At 27.5% G+C, this 25,406-nt stretch carries 31 protein-coding genes; 14 read left to right on the top strand and 17 right to left on the bottom strand.

The features are described 5' to 3' along the window. The first annotated feature begins 10 nt into the window (after window positions 1-10). Complete coding sequence (gene gmk / locus VP91_RS00230) at window positions 11-643, top strand: guanylate kinase (RefSeq protein ID WP_169035443.1); 633 nt, start codon at window positions 11-13, stop codon at window positions 641-643. Here the strand turns inward: gmk and rsmA are convergent. The 6 genes from rsmA to VP91_RS00200 are packed head-to-tail and all read right to left on the bottom strand — an operon-like array spanning window position 632 to window position 7,925. Continuing rightward, complete coding sequence (rsmA, locus tag VP91_RS00225; protein WP_169035442.1) at window positions 632-1,420, bottom strand: 16S rRNA (adenine(1518)-N(6)/adenine(1519)-N(6))-dimethyltransferase RsmA; 789 nt, start codon at window positions 1,418-1,420, stop codon at window positions 632-634. The genes gmk and rsmA overlap by 12 nt on opposite strands. Then, window positions 1,421-2,386 carry a 4-hydroxythreonine-4-phosphate dehydrogenase PdxA gene (locus tag VP91_RS00220; protein ID WP_169035441.1) on the bottom strand — a complete coding sequence of 322 codons (966 nt, stop codon included), beginning with the start codon at window positions 2,384-2,386 and terminating at the stop codon, window positions 1,421-1,423. It lies immediately after the preceding gene. After that, window positions 2,379-3,311 carry a peptidylprolyl isomerase gene (locus VP91_RS00215; protein ID WP_169035440.1) on the bottom strand — a complete coding sequence of 311 codons (933 nt, stop codon included), beginning with the start codon at window positions 3,309-3,311 and terminating at the stop codon, window positions 2,379-2,381. The genes VP91_RS00220 and VP91_RS00215 overlap by 8 nt, the downstream gene beginning before the upstream one ends. Before the next feature lies 1 nt (window position 3,312). Continuing rightward, the gene (locus VP91_RS00210) at window positions 3,313-5,718 is read right to left on the bottom strand and encodes an LPS-assembly protein LptD (RefSeq protein ID WP_169035439.1); all 2,406 of its coding nucleotides are present in this window, start codon (window positions 5,716-5,718) and stop codon (window positions 3,313-3,315) included. Further along, window positions 5,708-6,790 (bottom strand): LptF/LptG family permease, encoded by a 1,083-nt coding sequence (locus tag VP91_RS00205; protein ID WP_169035438.1) that lies wholly within the window; start codon window positions 6,788-6,790, stop codon window positions 5,708-5,710. Before VP91_RS00205 ends, VP91_RS00210 begins: the two co-directional genes overlap by 11 nt. 4 nt (window positions 6,791-6,794) lie before the next feature. Then, a complete protein-coding gene (locus VP91_RS00200; RefSeq protein ID WP_169035437.1) occupies window positions 6,795-7,925 on the bottom strand; it encodes an LptF/LptG family permease in 1,131 nt (376 codons plus the stop codon). 61 nt (window positions 7,926-7,986) lie between these two features. Between VP91_RS00200 and VP91_RS00195 the strand changes: the two genes are divergently transcribed. Beyond that, window positions 7,987-9,444: a leucyl aminopeptidase gene (locus tag VP91_RS00195; RefSeq protein WP_169035436.1), complete on the top strand. Its 1,458-nt coding sequence runs from the start codon at window positions 7,987-7,989 to the stop codon at window positions 9,442-9,444. A 1-nt stretch (window position 9,445) separates the two neighbouring features. Further along, on the top strand, window positions 9,446-9,847 hold the full coding sequence (ndk, locus tag VP91_RS00190) for a nucleoside-diphosphate kinase (RefSeq protein ID WP_425305179.1): 402 nt from the start codon (window positions 9,446-9,448) through the stop codon (window positions 9,845-9,847). On the opposite strand, the gene VP91_RS00185 is transcribed toward ndk, so the two are convergent. From VP91_RS00185 to VP91_RS00175, 3 genes are read right to left on the bottom strand one after another with little or no spacing between them, the layout of a single operon-like run. Continuing rightward, window positions 9,844-10,284 carry a hypothetical protein gene (locus VP91_RS00185; protein ID WP_169035434.1) on the bottom strand — a complete coding sequence of 147 codons (441 nt, stop codon included), beginning with the start codon at window positions 10,282-10,284 and terminating at the stop codon, window positions 9,844-9,846. The two genes, ndk and VP91_RS00185, sit on opposite strands and share 4 nt — an antisense overlap. A 1-nt stretch (window position 10,285) precedes the next feature. Further along, entirely contained in the window at window positions 10,286-11,032 is a 747-nt protein-coding gene (locus VP91_RS00180) for an aspartate/glutamate racemase family protein (protein ID WP_169035433.1), read from the bottom strand. A gap of 47 nt (window positions 11,033-11,079) precedes the next feature. Then, window positions 11,080-11,427 carry a cupin domain-containing protein gene (locus tag VP91_RS00175; RefSeq protein WP_169035432.1) on the bottom strand — a complete coding sequence of 116 codons (348 nt, stop codon included), beginning with the start codon at window positions 11,425-11,427 and terminating at the stop codon, window positions 11,080-11,082. 37 nt (window positions 11,428-11,464) lie between these two features. Here VP91_RS00175 and VP91_RS00170 point away from each other — a divergent pair, with 37 nt between their 5' ends. After that, window positions 11,465-12,223, top strand: coding sequence for an alpha/beta fold hydrolase (locus VP91_RS00170; RefSeq protein ID WP_169035431.1), 759 nt, complete (start codon window positions 11,465-11,467; stop codon window positions 12,221-12,223). An 81-nt stretch (window positions 12,224-12,304) separates the two neighbouring features. Here the strand turns inward: VP91_RS00170 and VP91_RS00165 are convergent, their stop codons facing one another. From VP91_RS00165 to purE, 4 genes are all read right to left on the bottom strand, one after another. Further along, window positions 12,305-12,511, bottom strand: coding sequence for a cold-shock protein (locus tag VP91_RS00165; RefSeq protein WP_008545539.1), 207 nt, complete (start codon window positions 12,509-12,511; stop codon window positions 12,305-12,307). Window positions 12,512-12,629: 118 nt separating this feature from the next. Then, a complete protein-coding gene (locus VP91_RS00160; protein ID WP_169035430.1) occupies window positions 12,630-13,097 on the bottom strand; it encodes a GNAT family N-acetyltransferase in 468 nt (155 codons plus the stop codon). An 11-nt stretch (window positions 13,098-13,108) separates the two neighbouring features. Then, window positions 13,109-14,155 (bottom strand): 5-(carboxyamino)imidazole ribonucleotide synthase, encoded by a 1,047-nt coding sequence (locus tag VP91_RS00155; RefSeq protein WP_169035429.1) that lies wholly within the window; start codon window positions 14,153-14,155, stop codon window positions 13,109-13,111. A gap of 9 nt (window positions 14,156-14,164) precedes the next feature. Then, on the bottom strand, window positions 14,165-14,656 hold the full coding sequence (gene purE / locus VP91_RS00150; RefSeq protein ID WP_169035428.1) for a 5-(carboxyamino)imidazole ribonucleotide mutase: 492 nt from the start codon (window positions 14,654-14,656) through the stop codon (window positions 14,165-14,167). A 123-nt stretch (window positions 14,657-14,779) separates the two neighbouring features. Here purE and VP91_RS00145 point away from each other — a divergent pair, with 123 nt between their 5' ends. Genes VP91_RS00145 through VP91_RS00125 form a run of 5 tightly spaced genes read left to right on the top strand, consistent with a single transcriptional unit; the run spans window position 14,780 to window position 19,054 of the window. Next, a complete protein-coding gene (locus tag VP91_RS00145) occupies window positions 14,780-15,637 on the top strand; it encodes a hypothetical protein (protein WP_169035427.1) in 858 nt (285 codons plus the stop codon). A gap of 16 nt (window positions 15,638-15,653) precedes the next feature. Beyond that, window positions 15,654-16,625 carry a membrane dipeptidase gene (locus VP91_RS00140; protein ID WP_169035426.1) on the top strand — a complete coding sequence of 324 codons (972 nt, stop codon included), beginning with the start codon at window positions 15,654-15,656 and terminating at the stop codon, window positions 16,623-16,625. Further along, entirely contained in the window at window positions 16,622-18,274 is a 1,653-nt protein-coding gene (locus tag VP91_RS00135; RefSeq protein WP_169035425.1) for a hypothetical protein, read from the top strand. The genes VP91_RS00140 and VP91_RS00135 overlap by 4 nt, the downstream gene beginning before the upstream one ends. Before the next feature lie 5 nt (window positions 18,275-18,279). Continuing rightward, window positions 18,280-18,891, top strand: a complete 612-nt coding sequence (locus tag VP91_RS00130) for a DUF3726 domain-containing protein (RefSeq protein WP_169035424.1) — start codon at window positions 18,280-18,282, stop codon at window positions 18,889-18,891. Then, window positions 18,884-19,054 (top strand): hypothetical protein, encoded by a 171-nt coding sequence (locus tag VP91_RS00125; RefSeq protein WP_169035423.1) that lies wholly within the window; start codon window positions 18,884-18,886, stop codon window positions 19,052-19,054. The genes VP91_RS00130 and VP91_RS00125 overlap by 8 nt, the downstream gene beginning before the upstream one ends. Here the strand turns inward: VP91_RS00125 and VP91_RS00120 are convergent. From VP91_RS00120 to VP91_RS00110, 3 genes are all read right to left on the bottom strand, one after another. After that, window positions 19,051-19,596 carry a hypothetical protein gene (locus tag VP91_RS00120; RefSeq protein WP_169035422.1) on the bottom strand — a complete coding sequence of 182 codons (546 nt, stop codon included), beginning with the start codon at window positions 19,594-19,596 and terminating at the stop codon, window positions 19,051-19,053. The two genes, VP91_RS00125 and VP91_RS00120, sit on opposite strands and share 4 nt — an antisense overlap. Before the next feature lie 151 nt (window positions 19,597-19,747). Then, window positions 19,748-21,106, bottom strand: coding sequence for a glycine cleavage T C-terminal barrel domain-containing protein (locus VP91_RS00115; protein ID WP_169035421.1), 1,359 nt, complete (start codon window positions 21,104-21,106; stop codon window positions 19,748-19,750). Next, window positions 21,099-21,827, bottom strand: a complete 729-nt coding sequence (locus tag VP91_RS00110) for a methylenetetrahydrofolate reductase (protein ID WP_169035420.1) — start codon at window positions 21,825-21,827, stop codon at window positions 21,099-21,101. Before VP91_RS00110 ends, VP91_RS00115 begins: the two co-directional genes overlap by 8 nt. Before the next feature lie 101 nt (window positions 21,828-21,928). Here VP91_RS00110 and VP91_RS00105 point away from each other — a divergent pair, with 101 nt between their 5' ends. The 5 genes from VP91_RS00105 to VP91_RS00085 all read left to right on the top strand — a co-directional run bounded on the left by VP91_RS00105 (window position 21,929) and on the right by VP91_RS00085 (window position 25,155). Beyond that, the gene (locus tag VP91_RS00105; protein ID WP_169035419.1) at window positions 21,929-23,125 is read left to right on the top strand and encodes an aromatic ring-hydroxylating oxygenase subunit alpha; all 1,197 of its coding nucleotides are present in this window, start codon (window positions 21,929-21,931) and stop codon (window positions 23,123-23,125) included. Between the two features lie 69 nt (window positions 23,126-23,194). Then, complete coding sequence (locus VP91_RS00100; protein ID WP_169035418.1) at window positions 23,195-23,602, top strand: adenylyl-sulfate kinase; 408 nt, start codon at window positions 23,195-23,197, stop codon at window positions 23,600-23,602. Continuing rightward, window positions 23,602-23,976: a cytidyltransferase gene (locus tag VP91_RS00095; RefSeq protein ID WP_169035417.1), complete on the top strand. Its 375-nt coding sequence runs from the start codon at window positions 23,602-23,604 to the stop codon at window positions 23,974-23,976. The genes VP91_RS00100 and VP91_RS00095 overlap by 1 nt, the downstream gene beginning before the upstream one ends. Further along, complete coding sequence (locus VP91_RS00090) at window positions 23,960-24,745, top strand: enoyl-CoA hydratase (protein ID WP_169035416.1); 786 nt, start codon at window positions 23,960-23,962, stop codon at window positions 24,743-24,745. The genes VP91_RS00095 and VP91_RS00090 overlap by 17 nt, the downstream gene beginning before the upstream one ends. Beyond that, the gene (locus VP91_RS00085; protein ID WP_211181485.1) at window positions 24,730-25,155 is read left to right on the top strand and encodes a CoA-binding protein; all 426 of its coding nucleotides are present in this window, start codon (window positions 24,730-24,732) and stop codon (window positions 25,153-25,155) included. Before VP91_RS00090 ends, VP91_RS00085 begins: the two co-directional genes overlap by 16 nt. Window positions 25,156-25,223: 68 nt before the next feature. On the opposite strand, the gene VP91_RS00080 is transcribed toward VP91_RS00085, so the two are convergent. Next, entirely contained in the window at window positions 25,224-25,406 is a 183-nt protein-coding gene (locus tag VP91_RS00080) for a hypothetical protein (RefSeq protein WP_169035415.1), read from the bottom strand.

Here is a 25,406-nt window from a genome sequence, read left to right as displayed (position 1 = left end):
ATCTATTTAAATGTCCAAAAAAAAAGATGGGATAATGGTAATTTTATCATCCCCATCTGGGGCAGGTAAAACAACATTAGTAAAACTTCTTTCAAAAAATAAAAAATTTCAAATTTCAATATCACACACTACTCGTAAAGCAAGACCAAGCGAAGTTGCTGACACAGATTATTATTTTGTTAGCCATCCAAAATTTGAGACTCTTATTAAAAATGAAGAATTTCTAGAATATGCAAAAGTTTTTAATCACTTTTATGGAACAACAAGAACACCTGTCATAGAGAAATTAGAAAAAGGTGAGAACGTAATATTTGATATTGATTGGCAAGGAGCTGATCAAATTAAAAATAAAAAATTAAATTATAAATTGATTACTTTTTTTATACTTCCGCCAAGCAAAGAAGTTTTATTTGACAGACTTTCCAATAGGGATATGAAAGATAAATTGATTGTAGCAGAACGTATGAAAGAATTCAGTAGAGATGTCTTGCATTGGATTAATTATGACTATGTCATAATTAATGATAATCTTGACGAATGTTATTCTAAGATTAACAAATTAATTGATGCAGAAATGAAAAATGGTTCAAAAGACTATGATAAAGAGTATATTAGAAAGCATGTTAATAAATTAACAATTTAAACTTTCGTATTCTTTAACAAGCTTAAAGTAAATCTCAGGTGTTAGATTTTGTGGTCTGAGATTTAAGTCTATATTAAATTTTTCAGCAATTTTTTTAGCATCTCTAAATATTTGGTTAAAAGGCTTTTTAAGCATTTTTCTTCGTTGGTTAAAAAAAACTCTTGTGATCATTTCAAGATTCTTAGGATCTTTTAATTCAAAAAAATTTACTCTTGGGGTAAATAGTAGGAGGGTACTGTCAATTTTTGGACGTGGTGAAAAGCTATGCGGTTTAATATCTATTATTTTTTTTATGTTCATTTTCCAAACAGATAGAATAGATAATCTCCCATATTTTGAGGTATTTGACTCTGCAATAATTCTTTCAGCAACTTCTTTTTGAAACATTAAAACTAAACTCTCAAACCAAAAATTTTTATTAAGATTTATTATCCATTTTGAAAGAATTTCAGTTGAAATATTATAAGGTAAGTTTCCGAATACAATTAGTTTTTCATCAGAAATTTCATCTTCTGGTACCTTTAAAACATCTTCGTTAATAATATCGATTTCGCTAGTAAATTTATCTTTTAATAATAATACTAGATCATTATCTTTTTCGATTACATAAATTTTCTTTGGTTTTTTTTTTAATATATAAGCGGTTAAATTTCCACTACCAGGACCTATTTCTAAAACTTCTTTATTTGTAATTTCAACTGTATCAATTATCTGCTCTAAAACAGTACGATCTATTAAAAAATTTTGACCCAAACTTTTTTTTGGTTTAATAAACATTTATTTATCTAAAAACTTTAAAGCTTGTATTAAGCTCTTTGGATTAGATAAATTTTTACCAAGCATAATATGGTTAGGTCCATGATCTGGTGAAATTCTAATAAAAGGGAGGCCTAAAGTTATATTAATCGCATCAAAGTCAAATAAAGTCTTCATTGGTGCTAGTACTTGGTCATGATACATGCCCACAATTACATCATAATTTTTAGATTGTTCTTTCATAAAGATTGTATCTGCAGGAAAAGGACCTTTAATTTTATAATTCTTTTTAATTAGAGTGTTAATTGCTGGTTTAATATATCTTTTTTCCTCACTATTTTTGAAATTACTTTCACAATGTGGATTCAATCCAGTTATTGCAATTTTAGCATTCTTTTTAAAGTGTTTTTTGTAAAATTGGTTGATTAAAAAAATATGCTTAATAATTTTTTTTTTAGATAAATTTTTATGAACATCTTTTAATGGCAGATGGGTAGTGATAGGACTCACAGATAATTTTTTATTGTAAATTAACATTGCAACTTCATTTTTTTTTTTAGTTTTTTCTGCCAGATATTCTGTAATGCCTAAAAACTTACCTTTTAAAAAATTTTTTTTGGATATAGGACCATTTATCAAACCTGAAAATTTTTTGGTTTCAAGAAGCTTTAAAGCAACAACAAAGCATTCATTGATATATTTATTTGATTTATTTGTAATCCTTTCAAAACTATTTTTGAATACAAAATTGACATCAATTATATTAATTTTTTTTTTGTATAAATTTTGCTCATTAATATTGTTAATATCTATTGAGTTTATATCAAAATTAAAACCCAATGATTTCATTTGCTTCATAAAAAGTTTTTTAGAAACAATTAGAATAATTTTTTTTTTAAATTTATTTTTTTTCAAACACTTTAAAAAAATTTCAATAAATACGCTAAATGGTTCACCTGAAACAACTAGGATTGGACTATTATTCATTTATAATTGAATTTTTTTTAATTTTTTGAAAATATATTGCTGAAAATTCATTAAGTTGCCTGTTTTTTTCATATGTGATTAATTGATTAAATTCATTTTTTTTGTCAATTTTAATTTTTGTTAGTTTTTTGTCTACTATTTTTAATATTAGGAAACCACCTGGAACATTAATTAAATCTGTAATTTCACCAGTTTTAAGACTTTTTAATTTTTTAAAAATTTTCTCTGAAAATTGAGAGGTATCGATCCATCCAATTTCTCCACCAAATTTAGAGGTTTCTGCTTCACTATAAATATTTGCAGTGTCGCTAAAACCAATTGCATCGATACTTTTCAATATTTTTTTATGATTGATTAAAATTTCTTCTTTTGTATTTGCTGAAAAAATAATTTCAGAAATTAAATACGACTCTTTTTCTTCTTTTGAAACAAGTGTGTTAATTTTATTTTTAATTTTTTCTTCATCGATCTCTACTTTATCTTTGTATTTATTAAATATTAGCTCATTCCATATTGTTTCGATATTTAATTTGCTTTTAATTTCATTCAAACCTATGTTGTTGTTGGATAAATAGACATCAAAGTCTTCTTTGCTTTGAAATTTCAATCTCATGTAAAAGTCTTTTATTAAACTGTCCATATATTTTGAATTAATATTTAAGTTGTAATGTTTTTCCAATTCATTTTTCTTTATTCTTTCTCTTATTAATGAATTTTTTGCAATATTATACATTTCATCTTTATCTAAAGATTTTAAATTTTGATTTATAGCTATTAAATATTTTTTTTCATTTTGGACATCTATATTTGTAATAATCTTATTGTTAATTTTAATTACTATACTAGATTTATTTTCACTGTTCACAGATTTAAAACATATTAAGAAAAATAAAATAAATAAAATATTTAAATTTTTGTTTTTCATTTTACTTATTCATATTTGTACTATTAACTTTTGTGAAAGGAACGATTGTTAACGAAAAGAATAATTCCTCTGCAGGTTTTAATTCTTGATCATTATAAAAATTTTTATTGTATTCAATTGCAGCTGTTAAACAATCATTTTCATATTGATAAATTAAATTATAAAATTCAGTTAAATTTGTCTTTGTATTTCTTCTTTTGTTAAATGATATCGAATTTTGACTGCTAAAATTAAAAGTTGACTTATTGTTCCAATAACCCTGGTTACCTAGAGGACCTGTTTCTTCTAAGAACTCAAATGAATTTACAAAATTGTTTATATAAAGTTCTGTTTTGATATGATCGTATGTAGATCTTTCAAAGTCGTTATCCAAAGAAAAATCATATTCTATATTAAAAAACTTACTGGGTTTAAATTCTATGTTACCAAAAATATTAGATGATTTTTGATCCAATGTACTTTTAATCGGTAGATCTTTATTTTCCTTATCTCTGAACACTGTTGCAAGCCCTAGTTTAAGAATATCGCTGTCAGCACTATCTTTTATTAAATAATCTGAGCCTATTGTAATTGAAGCTCCACTTTCCACATTATCATTTGATGATAGTCTTCCTAATGAAAAAACATTATTCACATCAATTCTATTGTCATCTAGTGACATGTTATTTGTATTGTTTGGGCTGTATCTAAATGACATTTTGGGTGTAAAAAATTTTTTAAAATTTTCTTCTATTTTTTTTAATGGATAACTTAATGTAAACATTCCTGCACTTAAAAATTCTAATTCTTTTCTATTTTTATAAGTATTTGAATTTTTAGAGTCTCTATTAACATTTTTTAAAATTAGAGAGTAATCACTTACAACACCATTATTTGCAAATATTGAGTAGGACTCATAATTAAGGTTGTTTATAACACTTTTTTCTGTAATATTTGTTTGATACTGTTTTATAAGCCCAGTAGTATTTAATGATAAAACACCATTAAGTTCTTTTTTTAAATTAATAATTTTATCAATTTCAACACTTGGTAAAATATATTCATATCTATCACTGTAATCTTTTGTGGTATCTTCAAAAATTTCTGCACTTACTTTAAAATTAGAATCTTCATTCATTCCATTAAAATCAACATACGAGTGCATAGTCGATGTACTGGTTATCAGGGGCGAGTCTATATCATAAATTTTTAAATAACGATCGTTGCTTACTTTTTGTAAATTAAATTCAACTTCACTATCTTCAAATAAAGAATTATTTAAATTGACAGTTTTAAAATTATAAAAGATATGTTTTTCAGAATTACCATTTTTTGTGCCTGATTTATTGTTTTTAAAGCTAACATCTGCTATTTTTTTAGAGTTTTTACTAACAGATCTAAATTCAGTATTAATGAGCATCGTTTCATCAGAATAAAACCTTGGTTTAAAAGTAAAATCTTTACTACCAGAAATAACTTTAAAGTAAGGAATTGATAGATGTAAACCTGTATTACTGTTATCTGCAAAAGAAGGAATCAAAAACCCAGATTGTCTTTTTACAGTTGGGTCTGGGTGAAAAAATTTTGGAAAATAAAATACGGGCTTGTCATACAATTTTAAGACAGCATTTTTATAATTTATAGTTTTTTTAGTTTTATCATGAACTATTTCTTTGGCTGAGATTGCCCAGGGCGGGCATGTATCATTTTTTTTACAAGTTGTAAAAACTCCTTTTGTTATTTTGGTTTTATTTTTTGTAGAAAAAATTGCATTACCCTTTAATCTTGGATCATTTTTATTATTTCCAAAAGTTTTTTTATCAAAATTAATTTCTAAATCTTTTCCAATTAACTCATTATTGTATGTATTTATTATTGCTTGATTAATGGTATGTTTATTTCCAATAGCATCTGTATAAATTAGATTTTTAAGCTTGATAATATCATCAGAAATTAAAAAATATAAGTTATCAGATTTAATAGAATTATTTAGATCATCTACTAACAATATATTTTTATCTGAAGTAATTTTTTTATCATCAATAGAATAATTTAATTCCTTAGCATCAAGATTATACCTATTTTTATATATAAATTTTACATCCTGATCTGTAAATATTTCTTTTTCATTTCTATTGTAAGTAAATTGTTGACCAAAAATTTTTAGATCATTTTTATAATCATTTATTTCTACGTTACCTTTAATAAACAAAGTTTCATTATCTTTATTATATATAAAATTATCAGCTAGTATTTTAATACCATTATCTGTAGTAATCTTAATACCATTTTTTGCATTAATTAAATTACCATTATTTTGTGTTTGAATTTCTTTTGCTTCAAAATTGAACTGATCCCCAAGTGTTTTTTCAAAACTAATAAAAAAAATTAAACAGATTAAATAGAGTAGTCTTTTTTTATTTTTCATTTATTTTAATTAACCCTATACAACAAGATAAGCTAATAATCACCATAGGTAGTAATGCTGATAATTCACCAGAAAAATCAAGAGATTGACCTAAAACATTAGAAAATAAATTTATGTAATAGATAATCACAGAAACCATCACACCCAAAATTATATGAAATATTTTAGGTCTATTATATTTTAAGTTTAGCATTATAACGCAAGAAAATAATGTCATTATTGTAAGATAGAATGGATAAGTATAAAATTTAAAAAGATGAACTTCTATGTCGTTTGTAGAATACCCAAGTTTTTGATAATTTTTTTTTGCATCATATAATTCAAATATAGACAGTGACTTTAAATCAGAAAAATAGTTACGAATTTTTTCAGAGTTGAAATTTGTATTGTAAATAAAATCATAATCAATAAAAGTTGTATTGTTATCCTTTAATATTTCAGCATTTGTAATTATCCAATCATTTTTTGAAATATCAATTCTTTTAGAATGTATTGTTTTTATTAAATTAAAATCTTTATCAAATTCTGTTATCTCTACATCTTCTATAAAATTACCCTTTAATCGGGAAGAATTAATAATTTTAACTTTATCTTTGTCTAGATCTCTTATCCATAAACCATTTTGATTAATTACAGCAAGATATTTATTATCTGTAGAAAAATTATTTTTTAAAACCAGGTATTGATACTTTAATTGAGCAGAAAAATTATAAAATATGATATTGATTATTAAAGATAATACAAAGGATGTGACAATCAATAACCATACAATTTTTAAGTTACTTATTCCTATAGTTTTGAATAGTGATAATTCATTATTTTCAATTATTTTAATAAAAAAAAATTGTGTGGATATAATAAAAATAAAAGGGAAAATGTCGTATAATATTGTTGGAGATTTAAATAACGTTAATAATATTGGATAAAAAAAGTTTTCATTAAGCTCTCTAAAGAAAGCAATTTCTTCTATTAAGCCCATTATAAAGATCAACGAAAAAAATATAATTGTTATCTCAGATAAAACTTTAAGAAATATATAAACTAGATTTTTTTGATATAATTTAAAATACATTTGACTAATTATGTTTGACTTTTTTTTTGAATAGAAAAATGGATATTATAAATAATGTTATTGGTATTAGAAAAAATGCCAAGATATTTTTAGAGGAAGTTATCGGTAAGCTTAAACTCATTTCAGAAATAACTATTATAATTGCACAGATAAAAAAAACATTTAATTTAAATCTTTTATAATTAATCTTATCTTTTGAAGTTAAAGATAAAAATCCAATTACTAAAGCTAATACAGGTAGATAAAAAGGTAAATACAGTCTCCGCAAAACTTCAGTTGAAACAGATATGTTGACATTATCCTTACATGTTAAGAATCTATCTTCAGACATATAAGGTTTATTCAAGTGAAGCGCTTTAATACAGCTCAAAAGAGTTATTGTCTTCATCTCTTTAATTTTTGGAAATGTCGTAGTTTTAGATGAGTAAGTTGAAAGATTTATTTGAGTTTCTTCAAAGCTAATAATAGTTGATTGATTATCTTTATAGTTAATAATTTTTCCATCATTCATAATTAGCCAATGCTCTGTCCCCTTTTTCTTAATATAACCTTTTTTTGCATAAATATTTTTGTGATACTTCGCATCAGTCTTACTGTTTTTTTCTTTTAAAAAAATATTATTTAACATTCCATTTTGATCTTTATTTTCAATATAAATAGTAATATTAGAAATCGCATCTATAAATTTTTTTTCTTTTACTAAATTTGGAAAATAATCCATTGTTGATCCTCTTATATAAGATCTTGCCATATCTTGAGTTTTTGGAACAAAATAAGTTGTTAAAAAAATTTGAAAAAATAAAAAAAATAATGAATAAATCATTAAGTTTTTCAAAAACTCCATTTTGTGAATACCACTTAACCAAAAAATAAGTAATTCATTTTTTTCTTCATATTTCGATAAGATATAAAATAGTGAGATAAAAAACATAAATGGCAATATTTTACTAAAAATTTTAGGTAAGTTTAAAATTGAAAACATAAAATATACTTTAAAGCTATGGCCATCCTCTGAGACAAATTCTAGTAAATTGACTGCCTGGATAACCCAAACTATTATAGTCATACTTATCGATGTAATTAGAAAAAATCCTAAGAAGTTTTTAGCTAAATTTTTAAAAATTAATTTTTTCATTGAAATTGTTAATATTTATCCTTATATAACACCAAACACGTATGGAGTGTATTTAAAATTTATGTCTATTAAAATTAGTTATTTAAACAATTTAAGCAATAAAACATCAGCCAATCTTGTCTTATTTACCGATGAAAAATTTAATATTACAAGTTTAAAAAAATATATTTCAAATACTGAATTTTCTTACATATCTGACCTATTAATTACTAGTGATTTAAAAAAAAACTTACTTTTTTTTGAAATTAATTCAAAAAAAACCATATTTTTAATATCTATTAAGAAAGATTTAAATACTTCTGACATAGAAAGTTTAGGTGCTAAATTTCATGGACATATAAATTATGATAAGAAAAATGATTATTTTGTAAACTCAGATACTATAAATAGTAAAATTGAAAATTTTGTAGGATATTTTTTACATGGATTAAAATTAAAATCTTATGAATTTAATATCTATAAATCGGTAAAAAATAAAAGAGTCATTTCTGTAAAAGTTATTGGAAGTAAAAATAAAATTTCTGCTCAAAATAAATTAAGATTTAAAGCTTTAGAAGAGGGAACTTTTTTTGCAAGAGATCTTGTTTCAGAACCAGGAAATATTTTACATCCAGATGAGTATGCAAAAAGATTAAATTCTTTAAGAAAATATGGTTTGAAAATAAATATTTATGACGATAAAAAACTACAAAAATTGGGAATGAATGCTTTGTTGGGTGTAGGCCAAGGAAGTATAAGGGGATCATACCTAGTAACAATGGAGTGGAATGGTGTTAAAAATAATTCTAAACCAGTAGCATTTGTTGGTAAAGGAGTTTGTTTTGATACTGGTGGTATTTCATTGAAACCGGCAAAATTTATGGAAGATATGACTTATGATATGGCTGGCTCAGCTACAGTAGTTGGTTTAATGAAAAATTTAGCATTAAGGAAAGCAAAAATTAATGCAGTTGGAGTTGTGGGACTTGTAGAAAATATGCCAGGTGGTAACGCTCAAAGACCTGGCGATATCGTAAAATCTTATAGTGGCAAAACAATAGAAATATTAAATACAGATGCAGAGGGAAGATTGGTTTTAGCTGATGCTTTAACATTTACAGAGAAGAAATTTAAGCCGAAATTTATTGTTGATTTGGCAACTTTAACTGGTGCTATAATAGTTTCATTAGGCTCTGAATATGCTGGACTGTTTTCAAATGATGAAAAGTTATCAAAACAACTATTAAATGCTGGTGAAAAAGTTGATGAAAAATTATGGAGAATGCCTCTACATAAAAACTTTGATAAACTTATAGACTCAAAAAATGCTGACATGCAAAATATAAATTATGTTGGTGGAGCTGGGTCAACAACTGCAGCACAATTTTTACAAAGATTTATTCTAAAAGAGACACCTTGGGCTCATCTAGATATTGCTGGTATGGCTTTTTCAAAATATGGTGGAGCTTTAAATTCAGGTGGAGCAACTGGTTATGGAGTTAGATTATTAAACAAACTAATAGAGGATAATTATGAGTAATATAGAACAGACACTATCAATTATTAAGCCAGATGCTGTAGAAAGAAATTTAGAAAATGAAATTAAGGAAATGTTTAAAGATAAAGGTTTCAATATTTTAAAAAATAAGAAAATCCAAATAACTAAATCTGAAGCAGAACAATTTTATAAAGTTCATGAAACAAAGCCATTTTATAGCGATTTATGTGCATATTTATCATCAGGACCAATAGTTGTTATGGTATTAGAAAAAGAAGGTGCAGTACTAGGTAATAGAGATTTAATGGGAGCAACTAAACCAGAAGAAGCAGCAGAAGGCACCATAAGAAAAAAATATGGAATTTCTATTGATAAAAATTCTGTACACGGGTCCGACAGTGTTGAAAATGCTAAAATAGAGATTAATTTTTTTTTTAAAGATTAATCAATAATTTTTAAAATTATTTTTTCAGATCGTCCAGCTTCTTTGCACCAAAGTTCATAGCTCTCACAAATTCTCCATAAGTGATCGAATGCTCGTTGTGAAATTTCAAGAGGAAAAGAGCTCTTTGTATAATATAATTTTGGATATTTTATAAATTGTTTTACTGTTATATCTTTTTGTATTTGTAAAAGTTTAATAGTTTCGTCAGGAATTTTTTCCCCTGTTTTTTTATCAGTAAATTTGTTATTCTTTAAATCTTGAAACCAAGTATCATGAAATTTACCACTACTTATGTTTTCATAGATGGGTGTTCCTATAAAACCTTCAATAGCATCAATATTTGAAATATTTGGATTATTTTTTTTTATTTTAACTATCTCTCTATATATAACTTCTGCCATATATATAACGTATGGTTTTTTAGTTTTGGCTAGCATCTTATTTTCTATATTTTACCATAGATGAATTAGCCAATATTAAATTTGGGTCTAAATATAATTTTGATATTTTTACATTTTTTAAGGATTTAAATGCAAAAATTGCAATAGGCAGTTCCGTACAACCTAATATAATTTTTTTACAATTATTTCTTATTAAATATTTTATACTTGGTTGAATAGATTTTTCAGCCAATTTTATATTTCCCATCTTCACATGTTTGATAGTTTTGTTAACAGATTTAATTTGTAAGTCATGTGGAGGAGTGATGAATTTATATTCTTTCTTAAACTGATTTTCATAAATTTTTGTTTTTAAAGTACCTTCTGTAGCTAAGAGTCCAATTTTTGAATTTTTTTTACAAATTTTTTTTGTATATAAAAATACTTCTTTAGGCATATTTATGATTGGAATTTTAATCTTTTTTTTTAAATCATCATACCAGTAATGAGCAGTATTACAGGGTATGACAATAAATTTGCAGCCACTTTTTTCGAGTGACCTACAACCCTCAAGTAAGCTTTTTAGAACTTTATTATATTTATTATTATTTTTTACACTTCTTGGTAGATCTGAAAACTTTCTAGTTTGAACTCCAATTGACTCAGGTCTTCCTGGTATGTTTGATTTATTGTAGAGTATGAAAAGAGGATATTCTTGATCAATCTTGCCTCTATAAAGCATGGCAAGTTTATTACAAAAATCAAGTCCTGCTTGCGTACCCATTCCGCCTAAAATTCCAATCATGATTATTGATACTTTTAAATATTGTTAAAAATTTGTTTTGTGTTTTATTATAGAGGTTGATTTATACCTCTCATGAATACTAAAACCAAGCAACCATTTATCGTATGTGATGAGTGCTCTGACTCTGGTTCAAAAGATATAAAGTCACCTTTTTTAAAAATTTTTCCATCTGGATCAATTAATTCTCCATCTAACATAAAAAATTCCTCAAAACCAGTATGTTTATGAGGTAAACTTCTTGCGCCTGGTTCCATTTTTAAAACATACGTGCCTTGTCCACCTTTTTCTTTGTTATAGCTAATTTTATACCAACTCATACCTGGCACGACTGCTCCATAGTTATCAAATGGAATAAACTCAACATCATATGGATTAGTTATTTTTCTTTTTGTCATAGTTGTTATATTTAATGATTATAAATAAATAATAAATATGCAAGATATATTTGCTGAAGATATAGGTAATGGAATTCCTTTAGTTTTAGTTCATGGTTTTTTAGGCTCATCAGCTATGTGGAGTCCACAAATAGAATTTTTTAAAGACAATTTTAGGGTTATAGCTCCAGCTTTACCTGGTTTTGGAAATAGTAATAATGTGAATTCATGTAATTCGATCGAATGTATGGCTAAAGCAATACTAGATTTGTTAGAAAAAAAAGAAATAAAATATTTTAATTTATTAGGTCATTCAATGGGTGGAATGATTGTACAGGAAATAGCAAAAATAGCAGGTGACAAAATTTTAAAATTAATTTGTTATGGTACTGGTCCAAGAGGAAATATACCTGGTCGATTTGAAACTATTGATCAATCTAGAAAAAAACTAAAAGTCTATGGATTGAAAGATACTGCCTACAGGATAGCAAAAACTTGGTTTATGGAAGGAGAAAGGGCAAGGTATTTTTACTTGTGTGAACAAGCTGGAAAGCAAACTTCTATAGAAGCTACAGATAATGGATTAGTTGCTATGAAAAATTGGAATGGTGTTAAAAATTTAAAAAACATTAAAAATGAAACATTAATAATTTGGGGAGATCAAGACAGAGCTTATAATTTTAATCAAGTAGAAACTCTAAATAATAATATTTCAAATAGTGATTTAAAAATAATTAAAGGATGCTCACACAATGTTCACTTAGAGAAGCCTATTGAGTTTAATCTAATTGTGGAAAAATTCCTAAAAAAAATCTGATTGGTATTGGCTAAAATATTTAGCTAAATAATTAAAAAATTAAATTAATTAAAAAATCTCAGCCAATAGAAAGTGTGAATATTATGCAGTTTTTAAGTTTACTGCTGAAGGACCTTTTGGACCATCTTCAACATCAAAAGTCAAAGCTTGACCTTCATCCAAACCGTTCATGCCAGCATCTCTTACAGCTGAAACGTGAACGAATACATCTTTTTCTTTATCTTCTCTTTCAATAAAACCAAAACCTTTAGTTGGATTGAACCATTTTACTTTTCCTTGTAGACTCATATTTATCTTCTTACTTTTTGTTATGTTACATTTATTACTTATAATTAAGTAATTATCGCTTTGTTTAGATTTTATAGGGTTTTGTCAACTAAATTTACAATATTGAATAATTAAAGACTTATTTGTTGTTAATTAGCATAGTCATATAAACAGAATTGATATTATTCCTATAATGAGAAAAAGGCTTACAGGTTTCAAACCCAGATTTATTGAACAGTTTTCTAGCAGCTAAAAAGAAGTCACCTGCACCAGTTTCTAGACTTAATCTTTTAATATTGATTTTTTTTGCCTCATTAATTAAGTGATTTATTACCTTTAAGCCGTTTCCCTTGCCTCTAAATTTATCATTAACTCTTATTGACTTAAACTCACCATGTTCTTTATCAAGAAACTTTAATGCACCAATTCCCATAAGATGATTTCCATCCCATAGGCTCCAAAATTTAATAGAAGGATTTTTTAACCCATCTATATCTAGTACGTGACAACTATCTTCAGGTGATACAGATCTTAACTCAATAAAATGCTTGATGAGAAGCGAATGTACCTCTGGATCGTCGAAATTATCTTCTATTGATTTTAACATTTTTAAAATATTTAACTAAGGAGCGTTGTTAAATGGCCCATTTTTCTTTTTTGTTTAATTTCTTTCTTTGAATAATCAAAGAAAAATTCATTTTCAGTATACTGTTTATTTCTATAACTTATAATTTCTTTGCCAATGATATTTGTCATCTTAGCATTAGACAATTTTTTTATTGGAATTTGTTCTAGTCTACAAACAGCTCTTATATGATTTTCAAATTGACTTATGTTAAAGGCATTAATCGTTAAGTGTCCTGAATTATGAACTCTTGGCGCTATTTCATTTACATAAAGATTATCATTTCTATCAATAAAAAATTCAACACATAAAGTTCCAACGTATTTTAATTCTTCAGCAATTTGAGTTGCCCATAGTTTAGATTGTTTGAAAATTTTATCACTAATTTCAGCTGGAATTTTTGAATTCCTTAAAATCTGATTTTCATGAATATTTTCAATAGGTTCGTAAATTTCATATTTTTGATTTTCGAATCTTGTTATGATTATTGAAATTTCTTTTTTTAGTTTAACTAATTTTTCTAAAATATAGCCTTTTGAATAGTCAATATTAATTGAGTCTAATTTTTCTAAACTATTAATGGGGTATTGTCCTTTGCCATCATACCCTAAAGTGACAGTTTTTAGTAAGGCAGGTAGTAGATCTTGTACAGAGTTCATTTCAGATCTTTTTTTAATAGAAATATATCTTGTTGTTCTTATATTTAAATTATTGATAAAGTCTTTTTCAGCCAATCTGTGTTGAATTATTCTGTTTATTGAGGGTTTCGGTAAAACAGGTTTTGTTTTATTAATTTCATTTAGAGTTTTATATGGAATATTTTCAAATTCATAAGTGATTACATCAACTTTGTTTATAAATTCTAAAATTTTATTATGATCATTATATTCACCATAAACAAAATCATTAGCAAACTTCTGAGCTGGTGCTTCTATATCGTCACAAAAAATAACAGTTTTAATTTCTAATTTATGTGCTGCCATAGCAAGCATACTACCTAACTGGCCTCCACCGATAATTCCAAGGATTGGTTTAGACATACTTAAAAACTATTTTGGTTTTTTCTTAACAGATTTACTTTGACTTAATCTAAATTGATTTAATCTTTTTTTAACTGAAATATCATGTAAGCCAATAATAGATGCCGCTAATAAAGCAGCATTAATTGCACCATCTTCTCCAATAGCTAATGTTCCAACAGGTATTCCTTTTGGCATTTGTGCGATTGATAATAGACTATCAAGTCCTCTAAGTTTTTTACTTTCAATAGGAACCCCCAAAACTGGAAGTGAAGTTAATGCTGAAATCATTCCCGGTAAGTGTGCTGCTCCACCTGCTCCAGCTATAACAACCTTGATATTATTTTTTTCGATATTTTTAGCATATTGATACATTCTATTAGGTGTTCTATGTGCAGAAATAATCTTTGTCTCAAATTTTATATTTAATTTTTTAAGTATTTGTTGGCATAATATCATAGTTTTAAAGTCAGATTGACTTCCCATAATAATAGAAACTTTATTAGATTTATTTTTAGGCATTAGGCGTTAATTTTTTTATCACCTATAGGGTTATTTCAAATTAAAGCTTATAATTCAATAAAATAGATGATTTATTTCATAGAATTAAATTAAATATCATTAATGAAATGTTATATATAAATAATGAATAGTTATTCACAACATCAAGAAGATAAATTTTTACTAAACATTTTTAATGAAAAAAAAGAAAAGAATTGTTTCTTTTTTGAATTTGGTGCATGGGATGGAATTCATTTAAGTAATTGTAGACTGTTATATGAAAATAATTGGTCGGGGTGTTTTGTAGAGCTAGATCAAAAAAAATATAAAGAGCTCGAAAATAATTATAAAAAAGATGAAAATATAATTACCTTGAACGAAAAAATTGACTATAAGTTAAATAATATAAATAAGCTCATTTTAGAAAATAGTATAAAAAAAATAGACGTCATGTCTATTGATGTCGATGGTGCAGATTTACTGATATGGAAAAGTTTAAATGTCCTAGAGCCGAAAGTAATCATAATAGAGTACAATGGAACAATACCATTTGATACAAACTTTGAAGATAACACGGATAGAAATATAGGAAGTAGTTATCTTGCGATAGACAATTTTGCTAAAAGTAAAAACTATGAATTAATAAAAGCAACAATTGGAAATTTAATTTTTATAAAAAAAGATTTTAATAACAACTTATACAAACCTTTAGATATGCATAATGTTTATTCAATATGCGAACCATTCAGAGTCGGCTTTAATAATTATGGAGAATATTTATTTTTTAAAAATAATGAACTTAATTACCAAGAATTTTTTAAATCTCCACAACAAAAAAATTTTATAACATTCCAACCAATACCAAAATTTTTAAGAAATTTGACCAACGAAAATGGGTATGGGGCTGCTTTTTTGAAAAGATTTTATTCTTTACTGATATTCTTGTTATTAAGACCTATGCTATTTTTTAAGTATATTTTTATAAAGATTCTAAAAAAATAATTTGTTATAAATATTTATGAATTTTAAAATAGATAATTTACAGTATTGCAATTGGTCAAGAAAAATATTTGAGATCAACAGAGAAGCAGGACTTGATGCGATACATGTAACAATTGTTTATCACGAAGATTTTGATGAATTGAAGATGGTAATAAAAAATTGGGAAAATCACTTTTCAGAAAACTCTGACTTAATTTTTCACGGTAAAAGTTTTAAAGATATTGAAAAAGCTAAATCTGAAAATAAAACTGCAGTTTTTTTTGGTTTTCAAAATTGCTCACCTATAGAAGACGATATTGGATTAGTTGAAAAAGTTTACGATTTAGGATGTAGGTTTATGCAGCTTACGTATAACAATCAATCCTTACTAGCGACAGGATGTTATGAAAAAATAGATAGTGGAGTTACTAAATTTGGTAGAGAGGTGATTAAAGAAATGAATAGACTAGGCCTTGTAATAGATATGTCTCATTCAGCAGAAAAAAGTACAATTGATGCAATTGAGATAAGTGAAAAACCGATTGCAGTAACTCATGCAAACCCATCATTTTGGCATCCAGCTAAGAGAAACAAGTCAAACGAACTATTAAAAATTTTATCGGAACATAAAGGAATGTTGGGTCTGTCTTTATACCCTCATCATTTAAAAGATGGAACAGACTGTTCTTTAGAAAGTTTTTGTGAAATGACCGCTAAGACAGCTGAGATTATGGGAGTTGAAAAAATAGGAATTGGTTCAGATCTTTGTTTAAACCAACCAGATACTATTGTTGAGTGGATGAGAAATGGTACTTGGACTAAAAGTAAAAATTATGGAGAAGGATCAAAAAACAGACCGGGTTTTCCAAAACAACCTGATTGGTTTTTAGATTCAAGAGGATTTGAAAACTTAGAGTCAGGATTTAAGAAAGTTGGTTTTTCAGAAAGTGAAGTTAATGGAATTCTTGGAAACAACTGGTACAATTTTTACAAAGAAATGAACCAATGAATATCTCCTTAAGAAATCCTAATGTAGTAATGAAGCTATCTAGACTAGGGTCTTTTCATCAATCTAAACTTTCATTTTTAAGAAGTTTTTTAAAAGAGTTTAAAGACTGGGATTATAAAAGAGATTTATTTGAATTAAACGAACATGGTTATGGTATAGCAGTTTATTCATTTAATAAAAAAAATAGAGTGTATTCATTAATTTGTTTTGCAAACGAATTGGATGAAAGTGAAAGATCAGATAGAGTTATTGCTACTAAATGGGATGCAGCCTTTACACTTTTTGATGGTGTTCCAAAAAAACAAGATATTGAAAGATTAAAAAACGAAGTACCTAAACAAGAGTTTGGAAGACTTTCATATAAAGAGTTAACCCTTTCAAGAGCTAATAAATCAGTTAGAGTTTTCAATCATGTAGTTGAATGTTTAAGTGAAGGTAAGCAGCCTGATAATGATTTACTATCTAGTGTTGGTTATTTGTATAGAACCACAGCAGTTTATGGATCAGGTAAATTTGGCTTAGCTGATAGGTTTAGAATTAAAGACCGAGAAGAAATATATGGCCCTTTTAGATTGGAAATGATGCTAGTTTATTTGGTTAGGCAATTTACTTTTGATCAGGTTAATCACGTTGCAAAAAGCAAGAACCCCAAAAAAGCTGTAAACCTTGATATAAATATTTGTAAAAGCTTAGGAATAGGAAATTCTACGGGTCTAGGAATGGCACCATTTATTGTTAACCATCCAACTCTTTTAAATAATTGGATTTCAGCAAGGGAAATTTCTTTAAAAAAGATAAGAGAGATAAAAACAATATCAGAGAAAGATAAAAACTTATTTTTAGAATGTTTAAAAAAATCAATAAAGAATATCACTTCTTGGAATACAGAAAGCGAATATCAAATAAATAAGATTAAATTTTTATTAAAAGATCTTAATCAATTTATTGACTACTTAGATAATAATTTTAATTTTGAGCAAGATTATGCTTTTAATGAATTATATCTCTTTTTAGAAAAAGAATACTGTGAGGAGTGCATTGAATATGTTGTCTCAATGATGATGGAGCCATATGATGATATAACGTCTCCGTTAATTAAAGAAATGAGTTCTGAAGAAGAAAGATATTTTAATATTCCAACTGAGCGAACAGTAGAAGAATTGAAGCTGATTTTAGAAAAAAAATATCCAGATATCTTAATGATAGATTTTGCCAAAGACGAAAATAATTTAAATTTTTGGTTTATCTCAAAAAATAAAGAAGAACCAAGACTAGCAAATAGATTTGATGAAGTAGGCGCTGAGTTAGAACAACCTCTAGCAATTGCAAGGGATGTTAAAAAACTTTATGAATTGTTATTAGTGACTAAAAATAGCTGGACAATAGCTAGATTTTTATCAACTAATAATGAATTAAGACACGTTGTTAGAAGAGCATTTATAGTAGAGAAATTTCCATATTCTGAAATACAAGATAATACCATTGGCCAAAAAATAATGCCCATTGATATGCTGAGATTAAAGTTATCATTTTTTGGAGCATTAAAATTTGATCCACGTTCTGATAAATGGTTAAGAATATGCATGTTTCAAGGAGCACCCTTACCAGAGCAATTAAAAAACTATGATGAGCATTGGGTTTATAATTAGTCAACATGAGATCATTAAGTGAAATAGATACAGTTTCTAAAAGATCGAGTAAGGCTGCTGGATATTCATGGGGGATTGCAGAGGAGATTGGAAAAAATATAAGACTACTTGAGATTTTTAGCTTACCTGGAATTAAAAACTTAAATAGTTTTTTTAAGAAAAAAAAAGAGTTAAGGTTAGAGAATATTAGTATTATAAAGCAAGATAATGAGGCTAATAAAAATGAATATTGTCCGATAATTGCAGGGGTAAACTTTTTAGATCAGATTAAAACTTTAGAAACTTTAAAAGAGATAACTTTTAAAAAAGTCTCATATCCATTACTTTTCTTACCATTTGTAAGTAGGGCAGCTGAAGTGATTGGTAAAAGAATATTTCTAAAAATGGATGACAGGGAGTTTTTATTAAACTTTAATAACAATATTTATTCTAATTACATTAAAAACGAAATTATCGAAACTGCTGAAAATATTTACCTAAAAGTTTTAGAAAACAGAGATTCTTTTGAAGAAAAAGAATGGAATGAACTTTATAAGCTTTCTGAAGAAACTTTTGTTGAGGAAAATGAAAGCCTAAAACAAGGTGGAGCAGGCGCTGGTCTTACTGATAATGACTAAAGACTATGATGATCAAACTAATAATGATGAAGAAGTTCTTCAATTAGATGATTTTTGTGAAGAGTGCAAAAAAGAGGACCCGAGTGTTTCTCAAAATTTAATTTTAACAGGATTTAAAACCTGTAATTCTTGCAAACTTTCAAAAACTATATTTCCGATTTAACTAATATTACTTATAGGCAAAGCATTCATTTTGCTCATCACAAATGATATTGAAAGAAAAGCAATTATCAAAAAAGCTAAAAAGACTATTCCAAATGATTTAAAATTAGAGTTTAAACTTAAAACCTGTTTTGTTGAAATGATTAATCCTGCAAATATCCAAAATTGAGTTAGAAATATTATTGGGATCATTAAATCTGGAGTTACAGCAAAAAACCTTAAAAGACCTGGCGCATGAGCATATCCTACAGCCGTCAATACTTTTTTAAATGGAACTTTTGTTTCTTTATCTGGAAATAATTTTACACCGATCACATAAATAAAAAGTCCCCAAACAAACCATGTAAGAATTGCTGTTAAACCAGACATTGCAACGGCAGTTTTAATAACAGTATTTGCTGCAATGGCACCTGCTATGCCATCTAATATCATTATAAGACCTGAAAAATATATTGCAGCCTCACCAAAGTTTTTATTATCTTTGTAAAGAGTTTTATCTAATTTAATAGACCGAACAATTATATTTAAAAATTGACCAAACATTATTTGTTTTTTTTACTATTTTTCTGCGCTTTATAAGAAACTAATAGTGGAAAGAATATTAAAGCAATTATAATTATTATGCAAACAGCTATTAGAAATGATTTTGTCATTATTAATGGGGGGAGAAGTTAATCTCCCCCAAGTAATTAATTTAACCTTTAACGACTTCTCTTGTATTTGCGTTATAAGATTCTGTAAATGGAATATCCACTACCACTGCATCAACAGGCGTTCCTGGTGTATCAGAATATTTAGCTGGTAAGTGAACTTTATATTTAGTTCCAACTTTAGCTTTTGGGAAACCATTGGCATTTAATGTTCCATCAAATGGCACATATCCCATTGCAATATTTTGACCTTTTTCAGGGTGATACCAAGGTGATGTGATAAATCCTACAGGATCTCCACCACTTTCAGCTGACACTAGCCAAAAATCTGGAGCATATTCCTCAATTGGTTTTCCACCCAATTCAAGACCTACTAACTGAAGTTTGTAAGGTTTTTTACCATCCTTAAGTTCTGCACCCATCTTCTCTAGTGCAGCTTTACCAACATAGTCAGCTTTTTTATTCCACTCGCCTTTACCAGATAATGATACTTGATAGCCAAGGTTACACTGAAAAGGATTATGTTGTGCGTCCATATCTTGTCCCCAAGAAAGAATTCCTGCTTGAATTCTTCTATGGTGAGCAGGAGCGATAACCATTAAGCTATGTTTTTTTCCTGCCTCAAGAACTGCGTTCCACATATCATCAGCATATTTAGTTGCTTCTCTTAAGTAGATTTCATAACCAGCCTCACCTGAGAAACCAGATTGTGAGATAACACAACTTCTTCCACCAATTTTAACCTCAGCTAAACCATAGAAAGGCATATTGTCAAAATCAAGCTGATCTCCACAAAGATCTTTCATTAAAGCTTTTGATTTAGGTCCTTGAATTTGTACCGGACAAACATCAATTTCTTCAACAGTACAATTAAATCTCCCATCAGCGTTAACACCCTGAAGATACATTCCAATATCAGAGTCTGATAATGAGAACCAAAATTCATCTTTTGAAATTCTAAGAAGAATAGGATCGTTTAAAACACCACCATAAGCATTACATAAAATTACATATCTTGCTCTCATAGGTGAGATTTTAGTTGCATCTCTAGTTATTACGTAGTCAGTAAATTTTTCTGCATCAGGACCTTTAACTCTAATTTGTCTTTCAACAGCAACATTCCACATAGTAACATGATTTTTAATCGCTTCGTATTCAACCATCGCTCCACCATCTTCTGGTTTTACGTAACCTCTTGGATGATAAATACGATTGTAAACAGTTGCTCTCCAACAACCAGCTTCCATTGATAGATGCCAGTATGGAGATTTTCTTACTCTTGTTGAAATTAACATTTCAACTTTTGTTGGTCCACTTTGTCTTAAGTTATATGGTACTTCTCGATCTGATTGATCTACAGAAGTAGCATGCTTTAGTTTAGTATAGTCAAATTCTTTAGACATAACCGTTCTCCTTCAACCACTTGTTAGTTTCCTTCAAGCCGCCGAATGTATAAATGTGGAAGTTACCAGTAAACTCTTTCACTTTCCCAATTAATTCATTAGGGTCTTTAGGTTTCAATAAATCTAATGCCTTACTAAAATTAGACTTAAGAAAGTTAATGGAATTTTTTGCCCCTACAATATTAGCAAATTTTATTAAGCTAGATATTTTCATTGGCCCAGTGATTCCTACATGCACTGGTACTGACTGCTTAGAAATGAAATCTACAATAGGTTGACTATCTAATAACCACTGAGTTACTATATAGTCTGCATAAGGTTTTTTATCTATCATAGCCTTTTCTAATTCTGTATCGGACATATCTGGACTACCTTCAGGGTGTCCTGCTATTCCTATTTTAATTCCGTCAAAAAATCCTGTTTCTAAAATTTGAATTGAACTATCAAATTTTCCAATTGGATCTCTACTTCCTCCAATTACTAATGCTTGTTTTGCACCCACATCTTTACACCTTGAAATATAATCTTTAAGCTGAGTTTCATCTGCAATTGATCTTGCTGGAAAATGTGGAACAGGATTAAATCCTTTTTTTACTAAATCCCCTGATTTTTGAGCTGTCTCTTTATAGTCTCCCCCTGGCAGCATAGTAATATAAACATCCTTAACAGGAGGTAGTGTATCAAGATCTGTATGAGGTCCTACCTCAAGTGAAAAATTCATTTTTCCCGATCATTATCTTTTTTAAAAAAGCTGTCAAAGAAATTCCATCTTGTGGATAACGAAATTTGTTGTCAAAAAATATACCCATGATAACTTTTTGGATGGCTGAAAATTCCAAAAATCTTAATCTAAAAGAGATCTTGGATATAGAAAAAATTAAGGCAGTTAATCAACCAATTGAGCAGGCTAATGGCCTTCCCAATGAGTGCTATACAAGTTCACAGTACCTAATGATCGAGAGAGAGAACGTTTTTAAGGATAAATGGACTGTTATAGGTGTAGGAAGCTCAGTTCCAAACCCTGGAGATGCAAAGCCATACAACCTACTAGGGATCCCCTTGATTATTTTAAGAGACAAGGAGAACAAGGTAAGAGTATTTCATAACGTTTGTAGCCATAGAGGTTTTAAACTTCTGAGTGAGCCTTGTTACCTAAAAAATGTTTTAAGATGTCCTTATCATTCATGGTCATATGATTTTGAAGGTAAATTAGTAGCCACACCTCATATTGGAGGCCTAAATATTCATACATTAGAAAAATTTGATAAATCTAAAAGTAATTTAAAAGAAGTTAGGTCAAATGTTTGGATGGATATAATATTTGTTAATATTAATAACAACGAAGTAGAGTTTAAGGAATATGTTAAGCCATTAGAGGATAGATGGTCAAAATTTATTACTAAGAAAGACCAACATTTATTAGTATATTCTAGAGATCATGGACATTTTAGTTTAGATGTGAAAAGTAATTGGAAGTTTGCAATCGAAAATTATTGTGAAAGTTATCATTTGCCAACAATACACCCAGAATTAAACAAAGTATCAAATATAAGTGATCATTATCATATTCAAGGTTTACCAAATAGATTTGCAGGCCAGGGAAGCAAAAAATATGAAAAATTAATAAAAGGTAATAAATCATTTGATAATTTTAAAAATTGGCCAAAAGATTTAAATAAAAAATCAGAATATATTGCTTTATTTCCAAATGTTATGATTGGTTTGCACATTGATCATTTCTATACATTTTGGCTTGAGCCTATTTCAGTTAATGAAACTAAAGAGCATCTAGCAATGTATTATATTGGGGAAAATAGTGCTAACGGAAAAGAATTTGAAAGTATGAGAAAAGAGAATGTAAGATTTTGGAAAGATGTTATGTCAGAAGACATTAAAGTTATTGAAGGAATGCAAGAAGGTAGAAATTCTCCAGTTTATAATGGTGGAAATTTCTCTCCTGTAATGGATGGCCCAACTCACCAATTTCATAAATGGGTTGCGTCAAATTTAATAGCTTAATTACAATAACTCTAGTAATAATAAAGCTATTTATTAATTAACCCATATGTGCAGAAAGTTAAAAACACTATGAAAATAATATTAATAATGGGCCTTCCAGGGTCTGGCAAAACAACTTTAGCTAATGAACTGGCACCTATGATAGATGCAAAAAGACTTAATGCTGATGAAGTTAGGAAAGAAGCAAATGATTGGGATTTTTCTGAAGAAGGCAGAAAAAGACAAGCGAAGAGAATGGCAGAATTTGCAAAAAAATTAAAAAACCAAGGTAGTTTTGTTGTAGCAGATTTTATTTGCCCGACACCAGAAGCAAGAAGCTTATTTCCAGCAGATTATATAGTTTGGGTAGATACTATTAAGGAAGGTAGATTTGATGATACTAACAAGATGTTTGTAAAGCCTGATAAGTTTGACTTTCATGTTACAACACAAGATGCTAAAAAATGGGCACCAATAATATTTAAGGAGATTAATTAATGGCTTACATATGGGATAATAAAAAACCTACAGCTCAAATGTTAGGAAGATGGCAGCCTTTTCATGAGGGTCATTATACTTTGTTTAAAGAAATTATAAAAAAAACAGGCCAAGTTTGCATTCAAATAAGAGATGTCCAGGGTGTTGATGATAATCCTTTTGATTTTGAAACTGTAAAAAAAAATATTGAAGAAAAGCTAAATCCAGAATTTGAAGGTCGTTTTAAAGTTATGATAGTACCAAATATTACTAATATTTGTTATGGCAGAGGTGTTGGTTATAAAATTGAAGAAATTGAACTTTCAAAAGAAATTCATGAAATCTCAGCAACAAAAATTAGAGCTAAAATGAGAGAAGATGGCAAACTTAAATAATATTAAAATAAAAAAAATTAATAACAATATTAAATCAATAATAATTGATGAGCCCAAAACATATAATGCTCTTTCATTTAAAAATTTAGATCATTTAATTAAAGCATTTAAAAAATTAGATAGTGATAAAAATACCAAAGTAATAATCATTGAAGGTTCAGGTAAGGGCTTTAGTGCAGGTCATAATTTAAAAGAAGTTGATGAATTAAAAAAAAAAGCTAAATATCAAAAACTTTTTAATCTTTGTTCAAAGTTAATGCTTCAAATTGTTGAAGGAAAAAAACCAGTAATAGCAAAAGTTCATGGAGCAGCATTTGCAGCAGGATGTCAACTAGTGGCTAGTTGTGATTTAGCTTACAGTACGAACGAAGCAATTTTTGCAACACCAGGTGTAAATATTGGGTTATTTTGTAGTACACCTATGGTTGCAGTAAGTAGAAAAGTGAGCAGAAAAAAAATGATGAAGATGCTTTTAACGGGTGAACCTATTAAAGCTAATTATGCTAAAGAAATTGGCTTGATTAATGATCATTTTTCTAAATCAAAATTAGATAATGAAGTTTTAAAAGTTGCAAAAATTATTGCTTCAAAATCAAATCTGACAATTAAAATAGGTAAACAAACTTTTTATAAACAATTAGAAATGCCTTTGAGAAAAGCCTATGCTTATACTAGTAAAATGATGACAATAAATATGATGGCTAAAGATGCAAAAGAAGGAATATCTGCGTTTCTAGAAAAAAGAAAACCTGTATGGAAGAACAAGTAATTGATGATAAGATTAAAGAACTATTTATTAGTTCAAGAGTTATAGCTTTAGTTGGGGCAAGCAAGAAAAAAGAAAAAGATTCAAATATAGTAATGAAATTTTTACAAAAATCTGGTTATAAAGTTATTCCCGTAAACCCAGCATATATAAATGATAAAATACATGGAGAAAGAGTGCACGGAACTCTATTAGATATTAAAGAAAAAGTAGATATTGTAAACGTTTTTAGGCCAAGTGAGGAGGCTATAGATATTGCTAATCAAACTAAAGAAATTGGAGCACAAGTTTTGTGGCTCCAACTTAACATTGAAAATAATAAAGCTAAAGAAATAGCTCTAAAAAATAAAATTTATTACATTGCTAACAAATGTAGTAAAATTGAGTTTGAAAAATTATTTGGAATAATTTAGAAAAATATTTTTTATTAAAATAATAATTAGTATTTTAAGGGTAAATTGGCTTTTATCGTTTTACAAAACTAGTTTTTGATTACCCATGCTCGATGGTAAAAGTCATCTATATTTTTTTGAATCAATGCTTTGGCTATCTGATTAGCTTCTTGCTCTTTAAAAGGACCGTGTTTTTTTTTAGTATCCTTTAATATTGTTTCAATTTCGTTAGGGTTTGTATGTTCACCTTCAATTACATAAAAATTTTTCAT

Source organism: Candidatus Pelagibacter communis (assembly GCF_012932795.1).
GTDB lineage: Bacteria > Pseudomonadota > Alphaproteobacteria > Pelagibacterales > Pelagibacteraceae > Pelagibacter > Pelagibacter ubique_S.
The sequence above is the reverse complement of the archived record's forward strand: the minus strand, read 5'-3'. Positions and strand labels throughout refer to the sequence as shown.

Excerpts from the sequence above, each read along its gene's own strand:
- VP91_RS00120 (WP_169035422.1), bottom strand. The coding sequence starts at position 19,596 with ATGTTTGGTCAATTTTTAAATATAATTGTTCGGTCTATTAAATTAGAT.
- VP91_RS00185 (WP_169035434.1), bottom strand. The coding sequence starts at position 10,284 with ATGCTAGCCAAAACTAAAAAACCATACGTTATATATATGGCAGAAGTT.
- VP91_RS00160 (WP_169035430.1), bottom strand. The coding sequence starts at position 13,097 with ATGTTAAAATCAATAGAAGATAATTTCGACGATCCAGAGGTACATTCG.
- VP91_RS00175 (WP_169035432.1), bottom strand. The coding sequence starts at position 11,427 with ATGACAAAAAGAAAAATAACTAATCCATATGATGTTGAGTTTATTCCA.
- VP91_RS00105 (WP_169035419.1), top strand. The coding sequence starts at position 21,929 with ATGGCTGAAAATTCCAAAAATCTTAATCTAAAAGAGATCTTGGATATA.
- VP91_RS00165 (WP_008545539.1), bottom strand. The coding sequence starts at position 12,511 with ATGAGTCTACAAGGAAAAGTAAAATGGTTCAATCCAACTAAAGGTTTT.
- VP91_RS00085 (WP_211181485.1), top strand. The coding sequence starts at position 24,730 with ATGGAAGAACAAGTAATTGATGATAAGATTAAAGAACTATTTATTAGT.
- VP91_RS00215 (WP_169035440.1), bottom strand. The coding sequence starts at position 3,311 with ATGAAAAACAAAAATTTAAATATTTTATTTATTTTATTTTTCTTAATA.
- VP91_RS00220 (WP_169035441.1), bottom strand. The coding sequence starts at position 2,386 with ATGAATAATAGTCCAATCCTAGTTGTTTCAGGTGAACCATTTAGCGTA.
- VP91_RS00080 (WP_169035415.1), bottom strand. The coding sequence starts at position 25,406 with ATGAAAAATTTTTATGTAATTGAAGGTGAACATACAAACCCTAACGAA.
- VP91_RS00155 (WP_169035429.1), bottom strand. The coding sequence starts at position 14,155 with ATGTCTAAACCAATCCTTGGAATTATCGGTGGAGGCCAGTTAGGTAGT.
- VP91_RS00135 (WP_169035425.1), top strand. The coding sequence starts at position 16,622 with ATGAATATCTCCTTAAGAAATCCTAATGTAGTAATGAAGCTATCTAGA.
- VP91_RS00125 (WP_169035423.1), top strand. The coding sequence starts at position 18,884 with ATGACTAAAGACTATGATGATCAAACTAATAATGATGAAGAAGTTCTT.
- VP91_RS00195 (WP_169035436.1), top strand. The coding sequence starts at position 7,987 with ATGTCTATTAAAATTAGTTATTTAAACAATTTAAGCAATAAAACATCA.
- VP91_RS00100 (WP_169035418.1), top strand. The coding sequence starts at position 23,195 with ATGAAAATAATATTAATAATGGGCCTTCCAGGGTCTGGCAAAACAACT.
- rsmA (WP_169035442.1), bottom strand. The coding sequence starts at position 1,420 with ATGTTTATTAAACCAAAAAAAAGTTTGGGTCAAAATTTTTTAATAGAT.
- VP91_RS00095 (WP_169035417.1), top strand. The coding sequence starts at position 23,602 with ATGGCTTACATATGGGATAATAAAAAACCTACAGCTCAAATGTTAGGA.
- purE (WP_169035428.1), bottom strand. The coding sequence starts at position 14,656 with ATGCCTAAAAATAAATCTAATAAAGTTTCTATTATTATGGGAAGTCAA.
- gmk (WP_169035443.1), top strand. The coding sequence starts at position 11 with ATGTCCAAAAAAAAAGATGGGATAATGGTAATTTTATCATCCCCATCT.
- VP91_RS00115 (WP_169035421.1), bottom strand. The coding sequence starts at position 21,106 with ATGTCTAAAGAATTTGACTATACTAAACTAAAGCATGCTACTTCTGTA.
- VP91_RS00110 (WP_169035420.1), bottom strand. The coding sequence starts at position 21,827 with ATGAATTTTTCACTTGAGGTAGGACCTCATACAGATCTTGATACACTA.
- VP91_RS00090 (WP_169035416.1), top strand. The coding sequence starts at position 23,960 with ATGGCAAACTTAAATAATATTAAAATAAAAAAAATTAATAACAATATT.
- VP91_RS00210 (WP_169035439.1), bottom strand. The coding sequence starts at position 5,718 with ATGAAAAATAAAAAAAGACTACTCTATTTAATCTGTTTAATTTTTTTT.
- VP91_RS00145 (WP_169035427.1), top strand. The coding sequence starts at position 14,780 with ATGAATAGTTATTCACAACATCAAGAAGATAAATTTTTACTAAACATT.
- VP91_RS00140 (WP_169035426.1), top strand. The coding sequence starts at position 15,654 with ATGAATTTTAAAATAGATAATTTACAGTATTGCAATTGGTCAAGAAAA.
- VP91_RS00170 (WP_169035431.1), top strand. The coding sequence starts at position 11,465 with ATGCAAGATATATTTGCTGAAGATATAGGTAATGGAATTCCTTTAGTT.
- VP91_RS00180 (WP_169035433.1), bottom strand. The coding sequence starts at position 11,032 with ATGATTGGAATTTTAGGCGGAATGGGTACGCAAGCAGGACTTGATTTT.
- VP91_RS00130 (WP_169035424.1), top strand. The coding sequence starts at position 18,280 with ATGAGATCATTAAGTGAAATAGATACAGTTTCTAAAAGATCGAGTAAG.
- VP91_RS00205 (WP_169035438.1), bottom strand. The coding sequence starts at position 6,790 with ATGTATTTTAAATTATATCAAAAAAATCTAGTTTATATATTTCTTAAA.
- VP91_RS00200 (WP_169035437.1), bottom strand. The coding sequence starts at position 7,925 with ATGAAAAAATTAATTTTTAAAAATTTAGCTAAAAACTTCTTAGGATTT.